Source organism: Symplocastrum torsivum (assembly GCF_059505465.1).
Genome location: NZ_JCACKQ010000017.1, coordinates 1 through 13153, shown reverse-complemented (window position 1 = coordinate 13153; position 13153 = coordinate 1). Strand labels below are relative to the sequence as shown.

At 44.7% G+C, this 13153-nt stretch carries 16 protein-coding genes and 1 pseudogene; 8 read left to right on the top strand and 9 right to left on the bottom strand.

Annotated elements, in window-relative coordinates; translation table 11 throughout:
* Positions 1-92: 92 nt before the first annotated feature.
* Positions 93-461, top strand: coding sequence for a CU044_2847 family protein (locus tag AC5JL3_RS06010; protein WP_496073607.1), 369 nt, complete (start codon positions 93-95; stop codon positions 459-461).
* A gap of 94 nt (positions 462-555) precedes the next feature.
* Here the strand turns inward: AC5JL3_RS06010 and AC5JL3_RS06005 are convergent, their stop codons facing one another.
* Entirely contained in the window at positions 556-828 is a 273-nt protein-coding gene (locus AC5JL3_RS06005) for a hypothetical protein (RefSeq protein WP_496073606.1), read from the bottom strand.
* A 116-nt stretch (positions 829-944) separates the two neighbouring features.
* Positions 945-2669 carry a S8 family peptidase gene (locus AC5JL3_RS06000; protein WP_496073605.1) on the bottom strand — a complete coding sequence of 575 codons (1725 nt, stop codon included), beginning with the start codon at positions 2667-2669 and terminating at the stop codon, positions 945-947.
* A gap of 443 nt (positions 2670-3112) precedes the next feature.
* Between AC5JL3_RS06000 and AC5JL3_RS05995 the strand changes: the two genes are divergently transcribed.
* Positions 3113-4579 (top strand): glycoside hydrolase family 13 protein, encoded by a 1467-nt coding sequence (locus AC5JL3_RS05995; protein WP_496073604.1) that lies wholly within the window; start codon positions 3113-3115, stop codon positions 4577-4579.
* Between the two features lie 76 nt (positions 4580-4655).
* On the opposite strand, the gene AC5JL3_RS05990 is transcribed toward AC5JL3_RS05995, so the two are convergent.
* Both AC5JL3_RS05990 and AC5JL3_RS05985 read right to left on the bottom strand, forming a co-directional pair.
* Positions 4656-5078, bottom strand: a complete 423-nt coding sequence (locus AC5JL3_RS05990; protein ID WP_496073603.1) for a fasciclin domain-containing protein — start codon at positions 5076-5078, stop codon at positions 4656-4658.
* Positions 5079-5165: 87 nt separating this feature from the next.
* Entirely contained in the window at positions 5166-6146 is a 981-nt protein-coding gene (locus AC5JL3_RS05985) for an ABC transporter ATP-binding protein (RefSeq protein WP_496073602.1), read from the bottom strand.
* 291 nt (positions 6147-6437) lie between these two features.
* On the opposite strand from AC5JL3_RS05985, the gene AC5JL3_RS05980 reads away from it, so the two are divergent.
* The 4 genes from AC5JL3_RS05980 (at position 6438) to AC5JL3_RS05965 (ending at position 10002) form a co-directional block, all read left to right on the top strand.
* Entirely contained in the window at positions 6438-9068 is a 2631-nt protein-coding gene (locus tag AC5JL3_RS05980) for an MBL fold metallo-hydrolase (RefSeq protein ID WP_496073601.1), read from the top strand.
* A 203-nt stretch (positions 9069-9271) separates the two neighbouring features.
* Positions 9272-9628 carry a hypothetical protein gene (locus tag AC5JL3_RS05975; protein WP_496073600.1) on the top strand — a complete coding sequence of 119 codons (357 nt, stop codon included), beginning with the start codon at positions 9272-9274 and terminating at the stop codon, positions 9626-9628.
* A 32-nt stretch (positions 9629-9660) separates the two neighbouring features.
* Entirely contained in the window at positions 9661-9756 is a 96-nt protein-coding gene (locus AC5JL3_RS05970) for a DUF6883 domain-containing protein (protein WP_496073661.1), read from the top strand.
* A gap of 15 nt (positions 9757-9771) precedes the next feature.
* A complete protein-coding gene (locus AC5JL3_RS05965) occupies positions 9772-10002 on the top strand; it encodes a DUF4926 domain-containing protein (protein WP_496073599.1) in 231 nt (76 codons plus the stop codon).
* Positions 10003-10108: 106 nt separating this feature from the next.
* Here the strand turns inward: AC5JL3_RS05965 and AC5JL3_RS05960 are convergent, their stop codons facing one another.
* On the bottom strand, positions 10109-11209 hold the full coding sequence (locus tag AC5JL3_RS05960; protein WP_496073598.1) for a ParA family protein: 1101 nt from the start codon (positions 11207-11209) through the stop codon (positions 10109-10111).
* A 192-nt stretch (positions 11210-11401) separates the two neighbouring features.
* Here AC5JL3_RS05960 and AC5JL3_RS05955 point away from each other — a divergent pair, with 192 nt between their 5' ends.
* The gene (locus AC5JL3_RS05955; protein WP_496073597.1) at positions 11402-11602 is read left to right on the top strand and encodes a DUF433 domain-containing protein; all 201 of its coding nucleotides are present in this window, start codon (positions 11402-11404) and stop codon (positions 11600-11602) included.
* Here the strand turns inward: AC5JL3_RS05955 and AC5JL3_RS05950 are convergent.
* The 4 genes and pseudogenes from AC5JL3_RS05950 to AC5JL3_RS05935 all read right to left on the bottom strand — a co-directional run.
* The gene (locus AC5JL3_RS05950) at positions 11574-11720 is read right to left on the bottom strand and encodes a hypothetical protein (protein ID WP_496073596.1); all 147 of its coding nucleotides are present in this window, start codon (positions 11718-11720) and stop codon (positions 11574-11576) included. The two genes, AC5JL3_RS05955 and AC5JL3_RS05950, sit on opposite strands and share 29 nt — an antisense overlap.
* Positions 11721-12035, bottom strand: a complete 315-nt coding sequence (locus AC5JL3_RS05945; RefSeq protein ID WP_496073595.1) for a DUF433 domain-containing protein — start codon at positions 12033-12035, stop codon at positions 11721-11723.
* An 81-nt stretch (positions 12036-12116) separates the two neighbouring features.
* Entirely contained in the window at positions 12117-12308 is a 192-nt protein-coding gene (locus AC5JL3_RS05940; RefSeq protein WP_496073660.1) for a Uma2 family endonuclease, read from the bottom strand.
* Positions 12309-12403: 95 nt separating this feature from the next.
* Positions 12404-12559, bottom strand: a pseudogene (locus AC5JL3_RS05935) (DUF29 family protein); the annotation flags it as partial.
* A 366-nt stretch (positions 12560-12925) separates the two neighbouring features.
* On the opposite strand from AC5JL3_RS05935, the gene AC5JL3_RS05930 reads away from it, so the two are divergent.
* Positions 12926-13129 carry a hypothetical protein gene (locus AC5JL3_RS05930; RefSeq protein WP_496073594.1) on the top strand — a complete coding sequence of 68 codons (204 nt, stop codon included), beginning with the start codon at positions 12926-12928 and terminating at the stop codon, positions 13127-13129.
* Positions 13130-13153: the final 24 nt, after the last annotated feature.

The window sequence follows — 13153 nt, the reverse complement described above, 5'->3', positions numbered from 1 at the left end:
CATTTTAGGCAAACACTAGGATATCTAAAGATTTCCGGGATTGGCGGGAATATTACGCAAAACACACGAAAAACTTAACTAAGGCAGCGATTATGGCAGAAGTGCAACGTTTATTAATAGAAGAAGAGGGTGAGACTTATGAGGTTTACGTCGAATCAAAATCGACTCCGACAATGCCGCCAACAGTTCCAAGTCCTCAAGATGATGACGAGGATGAGTCTTACGGATTTCCATCCAACGATGCGATCATAAAAATGCAGCAAGCTCGACACATGATTCGAGGTTATACCAAGTATGCCCTCAGCGCTTTCAAGGATTTTGGTGCAGCAGAAATTGAAGAAGTAACGCTTAAATTTGGGTTAAAGCTAGGTGGTAAAGCGGGAATTCCTTACATCACTGAAGGCACGGCTGAAAGTAATTTAGAAATACAGGTCAAGTGTAAGCTTCCAACAAATCAATAGGCTTTTGTGCATCTCAATTAACCAATTGATGCTTGCTCTAGTTCTTGTGGAACGGGCATCTTGCCTGTTCCAATTAATATAAATTTCCTATTCCTCACCTCTGCTGCAACGGGCGCAACCTCTGAGATAGCTTAAGGTACTGCACCCAAGGTTGGTCAGACAACTCTGATATCGCATTAACCGATAGCGTTGCTGTAAAGATATCTCGCCCACTCGTAACCTTGACACCTAAACGTTCTAAAAAAGCGGTTGCGATCGCATCTGGCACTGGTTCCGTATGGATGAAGACAACCAAACATCGTTCTTCTGGATTTTGAACGTCATTCAGTGCCATTGCCAGTGCGGCATCTAGTTTCTGATAATTCATCGCGAAATTTTCGCCTCAGAATACAGTAGGGGCGCAAGGTTTTGCGCCCTCAAAGCTTGTATAGACCTATGGTGAAAGGCTATCAGAGAAGCTCTCAACCAAGGAATCTATAAAATTTATAACCCAGCCGCATTAATCAACCCAAAGCCCCATTTTATGTCGAAGGTTCCGGCTGGCTGATCGGGAATCAAACTATTTTCTCGCAGCAATGCCTTAACTGTATCAGGGTCGATGTTTGGGTCACGCTCTAGCATCAGTGCAACAAGACCAGCGATGAATGGCGAAGCCATACTTGTACCCGCTAAAACCAGATACTGTTCATCCACCCGATTTGAGGGATCTGGAACCGAATCAGCACTCAAAGCAGAAACAATCATCGCCCCAGGTGCAGCGACATCCGGCTTCTGGACATCATTACGCAGAGGGCCTTCGCTGCTGAAGTCAGAAATTTTATCCAACTCCAACCCAACTTCTTGAGGATTACCATCGATATCCGTCCAGTTCACTTTTGTTGTGTAGGAGGCAACAGTAATGGCAGTGTTCGAGGCTCCAGGTGAACCAATTTTCACTGAGTCTTGTACACTTACGCCAGTGAAGAATACAGCAGAGCGATCGTCCAGTGTCCACACGTCCAGCCGTCCCTCATTTGAGGAAGCGTTGCGGACTCGCAGTTGCCACACGCCTCCCTTGACTGCTTGCCTGCCAATACCCCGGATTTGAACAAAGAAGTTATGGTCGCCATTGGCAGGGTCGGGGCCAGGTGTCACAATTTGCACTCGTGCATCTGCCAGAGTGTATTCTTGTGCTGGATTGCCCTCAGTGATTACCCCTTGAAACGGTGTCACGAAGCCGCCAGGACTACGCACTGACACTTCAAAGGAGTTATCTCCGGAGTACCAACCATTTAACCAAGCGATTCCGACCAAATTATCTGGCACACGAAAGCGTATAGTACGCATTCCGCTAGATACGGTAGTTTGAGCATGAATATTGTCGTTGCCTTCGTTGCCTGCTGCACAGCACACAATTCGTCCTGGCCCAGACTCAGCATCAATAATTTGTGAGAGTGAATCGCTGCCATCATGAGCATCAGCGTGTCCACCTAGGCTAAGATTCACAACGGCTGGTCGTCCCAATTCACTGGCAACTCGGAAGATATAGCGAACCCCGTCAGCAATGTGAGCGTCCTGAAAGTCGGTTTTGACGATGACATACTCTGCCTGAGGCGCAATTCCACCATAGGTAGGATCGGCAGCACCCGCAATCCCCGCAACGTGGGTGCCGTGACCGTCTGTATCGCGAGAGGTTGTGAGTTGCGTTCCTGTTAATTCAATGCCGTAGTCTCCCTCCGGCACACCTGAACCCGGTAGCGCTTGATCCCAAATTCGCAGAATCCGTCCTTGGAATCCAGGGTAGTTGGGGTCAATGCCAGTATCGACAATCCCGATGACGACTCCCTGTCCCGTCAGTCCGCTTGCTTCCCGAAACTGCGGTAGATTGACTTTCTCTGGTGCAACGTCCATCCGCTTCTGCAAGTAGCGCGATGGCTTAATGCGTTGCACGGCAGGGTCTTCTGATAAGGGGTCTAAACTCTGGATTGGCAAAATTGCTGTGCGGATTCTGCCTGTAGACTGGTTGACGCGGATGCCATGTTGCTCTAAGTGACTAAGTTCTGCATCTTCATCACAGTAGATAAAGACTACAGTACGCGCTGGCTTTGGGCTGTCTACTTTAGAGATTAGCCCTAGCGATCGCGTATGGGGAATTATCCCGACTCGTCCTTCTGATCTGTAATCTTGTAGAGCAACTAACAGTCCCGGAGAAATTTTTTCAGGTTGCATATCTGACCTCCCTTGTAATTCCGTGCAAAAACAATACTGCGCCTATTCATTCAACAGACTGCACAGGATTTGGTTGAATACTGTATCTATAATGACGCTTAATTTTATCTTCTCAGATTTTATTGACCAACCAAGCTAGTGCCGCTTTGCGGAATTATTTTTGCCACGCTGCACTAGAAGCTGATGCAATCGAAACTGAGTTAATTACTACATTGAGCAACTTAGGTTTCTGTCTGTTCTATATTCTGGAAAATTGGAGAACTCTTGACAGTACCCTGATGGGTACTCTTCCTATGGAACATCTAAATAAGTAGGTTGGGATGCAGGCTCACCGAAATTTTGGCTTAAATCAGTCATGCTTCAACGAGGATTTTCTACCAGAAGTTTGAGTTAGAAAACTTCGTGTATCTGTACCTTAGTGAGGAAAAGCTAGGGAGTCATCTATGCAGATTCAAACCCCAGATTGGGTTAAGCACGCTGTTTTTTATCAAATTTTCCCAGATCGTTTTGCTCGCAGCAAGCAGCCACGAAAGCTACTTTTAAAGAATGCTTCCTGGGAAGCTTGGGATGAAATGCCAACACTCCAAGGCTACAAAGGTGGTGATTTGTGGGGTGTAATTGAGCAGTTAGGTTACTTGCAGGAGTTGGGGGTGAATGCGATTTACTTCACTCCCATTTTTCAATCCGCCAGCAATCACCGCTATCACACTCACGATTATTACCAAGTCGATCCGATGTTGGGCGGGAATGCTGCTTTTAGAGAACTGGTAGAGGCGTGTCACGAACGAGACATCAAGGTTGTCTTGGATGGAGTGTTTAACCATTCCAGTCGCGGCTTTTTCTTTTTCCATGATGTGCTGGAAAATGGACCCCATTCACCTTGGGTAGATTGGTTCAAAATTGAAGGCTGGCCGCTGTCTGCCTACAATGGAGATTTTCCCGCTAACTATGTTGGTTGGGCGGATAATCGAGCCTTGCCCGTATTTAATCATGACAATCCAGAAGTGCGGGAATACATTATGGAGATTGCCGAACACTGGATTAAATTTGGTATTGATGGTTGGCGTTTGGATGTGCCGTTTGAGATTAGAACGCCAGGTTTTTGGCAGGAGTTTCGCGATCGCGTTAAAGCCATCAACCCCGAAGCTTACATTGTCGGGGAAGTTTGGGAAGATTCGCGAGAGTGGTTGGATGGCACCCAATTTGATGGGGTGATGAATTATCTCTTTACCGCACCAACGATCGCATTTACCGCAGGCGATCGCGTGGATATGGAACAAGTGCAAGACCGTTCCTATCAACCCTATCCACCACTATTGGCTGCCGAGTATGGTGAAAAAATCCAGTACTTGTTGGAACTCTACCCTTGGGAAATTCAACTCACCCAGCTAAACCTTCTCGCGAGTCACGACACAGCGCGGCTACTTTCAATTGCCGGAGGTGATAAAGCCAGTGTAGAGCTGGCAACACTGTTACTGTTGACCTTTCCCGGTGCGCCCAGCATCTATTATGGCGATGAGGTCGGCTTACCTGGTCGCCTCGATCCAGATTCCCGTCGCGGCTTTCCAATGGAAGCTCACTGGGAACGTGATGTTCTAGAGTACCACCGCAAGCTGATTGCCTTGCGTCATGCTTACCCCGCACTTCGGACAGGTCGCTACCAAGTTCTGTTTGCCGAGGGAACGGTTTATGTCTTTGCTCGAATTTTAGGCGGTGAAGAGCTAATCATTGCCGTCAACATCGGGACAGCAGCCGTGCCTGTGAGTTTTCAGGTAACGGGTCTACAGTCTCAGCCGAGCCAGATGTTGTATGGCAGCGCGGCGGCAGGGTGGAAGACAGAAGGAGAATCCAACTACTTGTCCCTAGAACTGCCACCGCGCTCAGGTTGCATCCTTGGTTCAGCTAATTGATACCTTAGCAAAAAAATCGGAGGCATCAAGATAATTGATGCCTCCGATTACCCTAAAGAAGAGTGCAACTAGACGTTTAGAGTGTTTGGAATTCCAGCACGGCTGGCATCAGGATCGAGTCAATAACGTGAATGACACCGTTGTCGGTGAGAATATCTGGTGTGATAACTAAGGCTTGATTTACCTTGTAGCCGTTGGACGTATCAACGGCAATGATTGAACCTTCAACGGTTTCGGCTTCCTCAATTTCAAGAAGGTTATCACTTCTGACATCACCAAAGACAACGTGATAAGTCAAAATCTTCTTGAGCTTTGGGATGTCCTGTAACAATTCATCTAATGTGCCTTCTGGCAGTCTTTCAAATGCCTCATCAACAGGTGCAAAGACAGTATAGGGACCAGGAGTTTTTAAGAAATCAACTAAACCGGCAGCCTCAACCGCCTTGACCAGTGTGTTGAATGAACCTGCATTGATGGCAGTCTCAACGATATCAGCCATAGAGTTTTGTCTCTTTGAAAATGTGTGTCTTGTTAAGAGTTACAAATAGAAGATTTAACAAGCATCTTTCAAAGGTTGGAGTTGTGGTTAATGGCTGGATGTGATTCCCCGTTGCCGCAACTGCTGCACAAAAAACTCTTCTAATGAAGTACGTGTGAGGTTCATGGCAATGATTTGACCACCCGTGAGGCGGAGTGTTGCGAGAAACTCTTGGGGGTCACCTTGCAGCTTACCGTACCAGTAACCTGAATCAAAGTTGAAGTCTTTTACCCAGCGTTTGATAATCTCTAAGTTGCCACCTTGACCTTTGACATAGTAAATCTCAGAAGTGCCAAGTAGTTCATCGAGGGAACCAATACAAATTAATTCTCCCTCTGCTAAGATAGCAACGCGATCGCAGATTTTCTCGACATCCGACAGAACATGACTATTGAAGAAAATCGTCTTGCCTTGCGCTTTGAGTGAGAGAATAATCTCCCGAATCTGGTAGCGTCCCATCGGGTCAAGCCCTGACATCGGCTCATCGAAAAACACGACTTCCGGGTCATTAATCAAGGCTTGTGCCATCCCAACCCGCTGAAGCATCCCTTTAGAATACTGTCGCATCTGCTTTTTACGAGCCGCTGATTGGGATAAGCCTACTAAATCAAACAGCATTGGGATGCGCTGCTTTTGTAGTTCAGATGGGATTTCAAATAGCCCTGCGATAAACTGTAAAAACTCCCAACCCGTGAGATAGTCATAGAAGTAGGGGTTTTCTGGCAAGTAGCCGATGCGTTGTTTGACTTTAATGTTGCCGATTGGACTCCCTAGTAACCAGGCTCGTCCTGATGTTGGGCGTACTATTCCGAGAAGTGTCTTCAGTAGCGTTGTTTTTCCGGCTCCGTTGGGGCCGAGTAAGCCGAAGGTTTCTCCCTGATAGACGGTAAGGGTACAATTTTTCAGGGACTCAATTTTTTGATTGAGCCAAAATCCAGTGCGATAGACCTTTCTCAGGTCAACAGTCTGCACCACAGGTATCCGGTCAACAGTCGTCAGTTCAGCAGGCAAATCGGCAGTAGAATCCATCCCAGTCCAAGCGTTCGCGTATATCTCCTGAGTCTAATGATTCCCTATTTTGCCGATTTTGGTGTCAAATGAGACTTGTTTTATAGCAGGAAGCCCTCAGCTATCAGCTATCAGCTTTTTGTGTTCCTTGCTCTGATCTAGTTTTCACACACCTGCCGCTGTACCTCATCTCTCCAGGAGACCGCTATACCTTTTTCTGTTGAGACGCGATCGCAAGGCTTCTGGTGCTATAGCTTTGTATAGGTGTTCAGTGCGATACCATATTGCTAACTATAATTCCTGAAAGTTCCAATGGATGACAGCATAAGTTTTTATTTTAAATTAACAATAAATGGCTCTATAGAAAAAGTAGAAGATGTTACCTACCTTGTTTGTTCTGACTTAACAAAATTAATTGTAAAATCTCAATCCAATCCACCAGCCAGTAAAGGACTTTGGTCAGTTATTCCGAGTACAGATTCTACAGGAGTAATTGCAACCGTCAGCTTGTTAGATGAAGAGAGTGGAGATTCCGAAATAGGCGAGACGCTTGGGAGAGTTGTGCAACTGGGTAAACGTCACCTGCAACTAAAAATCCCTCGTCCCGGAGAAAAAACCCTAAAAATCAACCTGCTATCTCCTGACCCCCGGATGAAGATTGGTCAGTTATGGCAAGTCTTGTTTACACGAGATGGAAATACTCTCAAAGTTAAAACAGCTAATCCTATTGAGGCTAGTCAAGTCCCTGCCACTACCAACCAAGCACCTACCAACCAAGCACCTACCAAATCAGTAACTACCAACCAAGCACCTACCAAATCAGTAACTACCAACCAAGCACCTACCAAATCAGTAACGACCAACCAAGCACCTGCAAAATCAGTAAAAGAGCGTGAGGTTCCCTCAAACAACTCGACTAATCCTCCTCAAAATGCTGTTACTACAGTTTTACCGAATATCTCTTTGCCAACGAAAGAAGCTCTTTTCGCCTTACAGCAAGAAACAGGTGTAGATAGCTGGAAACTTCTCACACCTAAGCGCCGCTTAAAGGGTTGGGAATGGGAAGCTGTCAATGACACTGGACATCGAGCAAGAGTTACTGTTAAGCACTTCAGCTTACAGACTAGTGTTTACCAGTACCCATTACATACAGAGAACCAAAGCCATGAGCTGCCTAGTAACACGCCCATTAATAACGATGAAACAGAACGTTTAATTGTTAAACCGTTAGGTGCTGCTCGTGGCATTGGTGCCAGTTGTTTTCAAGTTTTCATCGGACCCTATGAAGTTGTTCTGGACTGCGGCACAAGACCAAAAGGCTATGACCCATTACCAGCACTAGAACACCTCAAAAATCCAGATCTTCTCCTCATTACTCATGCTCATCAAGACCATTTAGGCGCTGTTCCCGTCTTTCACAGCCGCTACCCAGCCGTGCCAATGATTTGTACTCCGGGTACTCGTGAAATTGCTCATGTGATGTTAACTGACTGCTTAAAAGTTCAACAGAGAAATGAGGATGCAAATGAATTATTTAATGAGAATGAATTGCAACGGACGTTGTTTCGTTTAGAGACGAAGCCGATTGGCTCCTACTTTGAACCTCTGCCAGAATTAAAGGTGCAATTTATCAATGCAGGTCATATTGTGGGAGCGGCTTGTATTTATCTCCAGTATAGAGAGAGGAGTTTGTTGTATACCGGGGACTACAATACAACGTCTAGTAGAACGACTGAAGGATTAAAACTTGCCGATTTGCCTCAAGCAGACATATTGATTACCGAGTCTACTTATGGGGCAGATACACACCCAGCAAGAAGGAATCAAGAGACAGCATTGATGAATGCGATCGCGTCTGTTGTTGAAGCTGGAGGAAATGTTCTTCTACCCAGTTTTGCCTTGGGACGTGCCCAAGAAATTTTACTCGCAATTCGGACAAGTGCTTTATTCAAAAAGCTAAAAATTCCTATCTATGTCGATGGGTTAGTACGGGCAATTACAGATACATTTCGAGATAATTTGGAACTCCTCCCATCCTCAGTACAAAACTTTGCGAAACAAGAGGAACCATTCTTTAATGAAAACCCTAATCCTCCCATTATTCCAATCGGCTCTCATAAAGAAAGACCTCTAGCAATTGCTCATCCAAGTGTGATAGTTGCAAGTTCAGGAATGCTCACAGGTGGACCCAGTGTGTATTATGCTGGCGTGCTGCTAGAGAGAGAAAATGCAGCAATCTTTATTTCGGGTTACACCGATGAAGAGTCTCCTGGGCGAATGCTACAAAGCCTAAAAACGGGTGATACCGTTGAATTAGATGGTAAAGAGATTACAGTAAAAGCACGGATTGAGCGCTTTAATCTTTCAGCTCATGCTGACAAAATTGGTTTGACTCAAGTGATTAACAAGGTCAATCCAAAGCACTTGATTTTAGTTCATGGTAGTGGTGAAGCCTTGCATGAACTTGCCAAAAGCGGGGATTTACGGTCCAAGCACTACATTCATATCCCCTGTGTGGGAGAAGAAGTGGAATATGGTCAAGCACCAAATCATTTAAGTGCGACGCAAATTACCAAGATTGAACAGCCACAAGAGTTTGAAGTTCAAATAGAAGCCGAAGTAGAAGGAGCATGGTTACGCATTCCAGAAGATATTGTAGAGACTGACCCTCGTTGGCAGATATTTGCCGCAAGTGGCACAGTCCTCGCCAAGTGGGATGGGATAGCGCTCAGACTGATTCCTCTAACACAACAAAGTTTAGTTAGACAAAAAGCAAGACAACAAGCGATCGCATCAGGACAAGATTGTTGTGCCGTATGCCAGTTTTTCGGTCAGGGAAGCTGTCAGTGTGAAGATAGCGCTTTGTTTAATCTTCAAGTCGATCCAGCCGGGGTTTGCACAGAGTTTAGTTCAACACAGAGTCAGTCGAACCATGCGTCCTAAACCACTTAGGTTCCCTCCCTTGGCTTCGGTGGCTGGTCATTGGAGCGAATTGGCGGTGAAATAGAGAACAGCGAAGAAAGTCCCAATCGTTGATGTAGCGATCGCGTTAACGCAGTGCCAAAGGCGATCGCACGTTATGAGGTTAAGATAATCCTCACCTCTTGGGTAGGATAGATTTCAACAGCCTTTACTCCAAGAAACCTATGCTGAAACGCGATCGCACCTCACTCCTTGCCGCTGTCATCATCTTGGCAACTCCAAGCATAGCTTTAGCCCAATTCCCACAACCCCCACGTCCCCCACAACCCCCTTCTCCGCTTCAGCAACAACAGTCTCGAATCAATCAAATTCAAGCTGAAGCTATTACTCAGATCGAAGCTTTGCTGAGTCCAGAGCAACAGAATCAATATAAGTCTGCTAGACGCAGAGGTGCTGGAATAGTGGAGGGATTAAACGAGGTTCAGAATCTTTCAGAAGACCAACGAACTGATATTAATGAGATTACCCGCAAGACTAGCAGACAAATACTCAATTTACTGCCATCGCCACGCCGACAGTAAGCCGTTGAAGTGGTTTTAGGCAAAGGTACAGTATAAGCGCTCACTCCACCGTTGCCACTGTTCGTAGCGGTTGGATTATTGAACATGACTCAGATACTCCAAGATTGACAACCTGCTACCCGTTGTAAGAGTTGGAGGTTTATATGACAGATACAATCAAGTTGTTAGATGTAGTTGCTCTTACGGTCGATTTGCTTGAGTTCAATCTGTGGCGTGGGCAAGTGGGTACAGTTGTTGAAATCCTTGCCGATGGTAGGGCGTTTGAAGTTGAATTTAGCGATCGCACAGGACGCACTTACGAATCTCTTGGTTTACGTCCAGAGCAAATTATGGTGCTGCATTTTGAGCCAGTATCTAGTGATGTTGCAGCTTAACAAAGTAAGGGGCGATCGCTTCTCATGCAGCCTCAACTTTGGGGGAGTGGACTTCGAGGAGAATAGAGCGTTAGCGTATTTGATATTAATTCTGACAAATTACCTGTTAACTCTCATTTTCAGCGTCGAAGTTCTTAATTATATATTTTGCTAGAAAATCGTATTGTGCATTCATTCTCTTCATTAACTCCTTTTGGTAAGATGACCATGCGGAAAATATAGTTGGGCGTTGACTGGATAAATATTTAAGAGGAATATTCAATTTTTGAATTTCCGAAGCCATGACATTCAAATCTTCAATTTTTACCACGGGTTCTGTATTTATAAACTTAGGTAAACACTCGTAACTGGATATTCCTTCCAATTTAGGGATTAAATCATTTTTTATTTTCTCTATAATTTTATCCAAATGAGCCTTGTCTGCACCAATTTCTTTCCGTTCACCAGTACTCGTATATTTTTTAGTATCAAATCCGTTGAAAATCCATCCACCAAACTTAGGTTGACCTTTTCCAGGTATAACTTTATCGTATTGATTTGAACTTTCATAACGTCGCTTTCCTTGATTCCAATCATCAATAAAAGTTGGTAATACTTCGCCAATGAGGCTAACGCAGTAAGCAGAAAATGAATCAGGAGTACAAGGAACTAAGAAATAATCCGAGCAATATAAAGCTGAACGGACAAGTGTGTTAAATGATGGAGGCAAATCAATTAATACATAGTCGTAAGATTTTCCATTTTTTTTAAGATGTTCTACAAAAAGAAAGGGAACTAAGAATCTATACAAACCAGTACCTTGCACTACATCTGTACCAACCGTAAGTATATCAGCAAAACTATTAAGCCAGAAATCTCCTGGAACTATATCTATAATAGTCTGAGCATAAATTGTATTAATTCTATCATTAATCGTGTCATTCTGATACTTAGGCTGAGTAACGTAACTTTCGCTATTTTGAGTAGGTTGAAGAGATGGTTGAGCAAAAGCTCGAATTGTTTTTCCAAATGGAAATTCTTCTGTTCTCTGAAGATAGTCAGCAAATTCATCATATCCAATTGTTGCAATAGAAAGATTACACTGAGGATCAAAATCAATCAAAAGAATCTTTTTACCTGCTGCGGCAAGTGATGCACTCAAATTAAAAATAGTAGTTGTTTTGCCTACACCACCTTTGTTGTTAAACAAAGAGATTATTTTAGTCATGAAGGTTCCTTTTCCATGCAAAGTTTCACTTAACGGCGCGTGGTTTCAGATGCCACTGCATAGCCAAAGACTATTCGCACTCACCATGAGCAATCGAATAGCAGCTGCAATCATTGTAAGTTACTGGAGTTTAGACTAAAGCGCTCTGACTCAGCTTCGCTGAGTGGAGCGGAATTTGCCTTTAACAATGAATTGGATGAGATTTTAAGTTTTGAGCAAATCTTAGAAGAAATGCCAGACCTTGAAATGGACGAGCTGAAAGCAGCTTTACTCTACGCAGCACACAAACTCGATCATCCAGTGCTTGGTCAATTGCAACTAGGAATTCTTCAGATGCGGTTGTTACGACCAATGTGCGATCGCACTAAAAAGGCAGGTACTCTACCACATTGAGCCATTTCTCTGGTTCTGAGGCGAGAGCAATTGCAGTGAGAACATCTACACTACGACGACGCAATTGATCTGTAATAGCTTGAGGTACATGAACGTCCATGTAGAGTGCGATCGCCACTTACAACAACCCTCTTGCCTTCATTCGCACAAAAAAAGGAGAAGGTAATGCTTGAGATTTTGCCTGTTGCGCTTGCTCCCATTCCGTGCGAATCTCACTATCAATTTCATCTTGGCGATCAAAGTAATACACCATCGCCGCATGAGCTTCTGATAGTGTCAGATAAGGATGCTGTCGGCACATTTCTTCAACTGACCAACCATAAGCCAAGTAATCCATGACAATCTGAGCGACACGCACACGCGGTATCCTCTGTAACCGTGCGGGTTGACCTTCCGCTTTCTCAATGTGAGGATAAATTACTCCTGATGTCATGGCATTAGTTTTGAATCCCTCTAACTGAAGCCTAGAATAACAAGTCTGAGTGAGCAGAGCTATTGTGTAAGGAATTGTCTTTCATTCGTTTTCTTCATCGCTAGGAATTGCCCCAGCCCAAATAATCTGCTCGACTGTCAGAGTCAACTCTGGAAAAGTACTTGAAATAATCTGCTCAGCACCACTGAACTCCGCACCTTCATACAGTTCCTCGATCAGGGTGAAAATCGTTACCCTTGATGTCAGTGGGTCAACTACCCAGTATTCTGGAATATTTAATCGGTAGGCTGTAACCCAACTTTAGCAGAGAGCATTGCGGAACTTACTTTCCGATACTGTTGGTACTACCAAAGAGCGATCGCACGGCTTTAAGTTATCAGTTGGGCGAACGCGCCCTTTAAATCAGGTTGAAATTGCCATTTCAACAGGTGTCCTAACAACACTCCCAGTTGATTCCTCAGCTCTTGTCGCTCTTTTCTGCCCAACGATTCAATTTCCTCAATCAGATTGACTGAATCTAATTGAGGAAATTGCTGAGCTTTGAGCCGCGTTACTTGCTCTTGAGTCCAGCCATAAAAATCTGTTTAATAGAGGTGAGATGTGTGCATTCCGATCAATAGTTGTCAACTTCTATCAGACTTACGAACCTTTTAAGGGCTGCGCCTTTAGTGCGATCTGCGCTAGGCTAACGCCGACGCTCCTTACAATCGCTACTAGCTAACGCTCCTAGCCTACGGTTCGCTTCGCTAACGTCGCTATGGCTTCGTCTCACGCGATCGCATTCACTAGACCTCTTGCAAAAGTCGTCGCTGGGGTAATATGAGGTCTGAAATTAGGCGATCGCTCACCCGTTTTCTGCGCTCACCACGACAGATTCATAAGGAAAACTGATGAAATACGAACGAGCTAAACATCTCAAGCCAGCAGAATTTAAGCGCTTTTGTGGCGTCCGGCTAGAAACTTTTAAGCAGATGGTGGAAATAGTTCACCAACATAGTCAACAAAAAAAGAAAACTGGACGGCCTGGGAAAATCTGTCTGGAAGACCAAGTTTTGATGACCTTAGGTGATTTCCGAGAAAAAGCTTACCGCTGAGATCAGGTAGTAGGATTCTTATTA

Excerpts from the sequence above, each read along its gene's own strand:
- AC5JL3_RS06010 (WP_496073607.1), top strand. The coding sequence starts at position 93 with ATGGCAGAAGTGCAACGTTTATTAATAGAAGAAGAGGGTGAGACTTAT.
- AC5JL3_RS06005 (WP_496073606.1), bottom strand. The coding sequence starts at position 828 with ATGAATTATCAGAAACTAGATGCCGCACTGGCAATGGCACTGAATGAC.
- AC5JL3_RS06000 (WP_496073605.1), bottom strand. The coding sequence starts at position 2,669 with ATGCAACCTGAAAAAATTTCTCCGGGACTGTTAGTTGCTCTACAAGAT.
- AC5JL3_RS05995 (WP_496073604.1), top strand. The coding sequence starts at position 3,113 with ATGCAGATTCAAACCCCAGATTGGGTTAAGCACGCTGTTTTTTATCAA.
- AC5JL3_RS05990 (WP_496073603.1), bottom strand. The coding sequence starts at position 5,078 with ATGGCTGATATCGTTGAGACTGCCATCAATGCAGGTTCATTCAACACA.
- AC5JL3_RS05985 (WP_496073602.1), bottom strand. The coding sequence starts at position 6,146 with ATGGATTCTACTGCCGATTTGCCTGCTGAACTGACGACTGTTGACCGG.
- AC5JL3_RS05980 (WP_496073601.1), top strand. The coding sequence starts at position 6,438 with ATGGATGACAGCATAAGTTTTTATTTTAAATTAACAATAAATGGCTCT.
- AC5JL3_RS05975 (WP_496073600.1), top strand. The coding sequence starts at position 9,272 with ATGCTGAAACGCGATCGCACCTCACTCCTTGCCGCTGTCATCATCTTG.
- AC5JL3_RS05965 (WP_496073599.1), top strand. The coding sequence starts at position 9,772 with ATGACAGATACAATCAAGTTGTTAGATGTAGTTGCTCTTACGGTCGAT.
- AC5JL3_RS05960 (WP_496073598.1), bottom strand. The coding sequence starts at position 11,209 with ATGACTAAAATAATCTCTTTGTTTAACAACAAAGGTGGTGTAGGCAAA.
- AC5JL3_RS05945 (WP_496073595.1), bottom strand. The coding sequence starts at position 12,035 with ATGACATCAGGAGTAATTTATCCTCACATTGAGAAAGCGGAAGGTCAA.
- AC5JL3_RS05930 (WP_496073594.1), top strand. The coding sequence starts at position 12,926 with ATGAAATACGAACGAGCTAAACATCTCAAGCCAGCAGAATTTAAGCGC.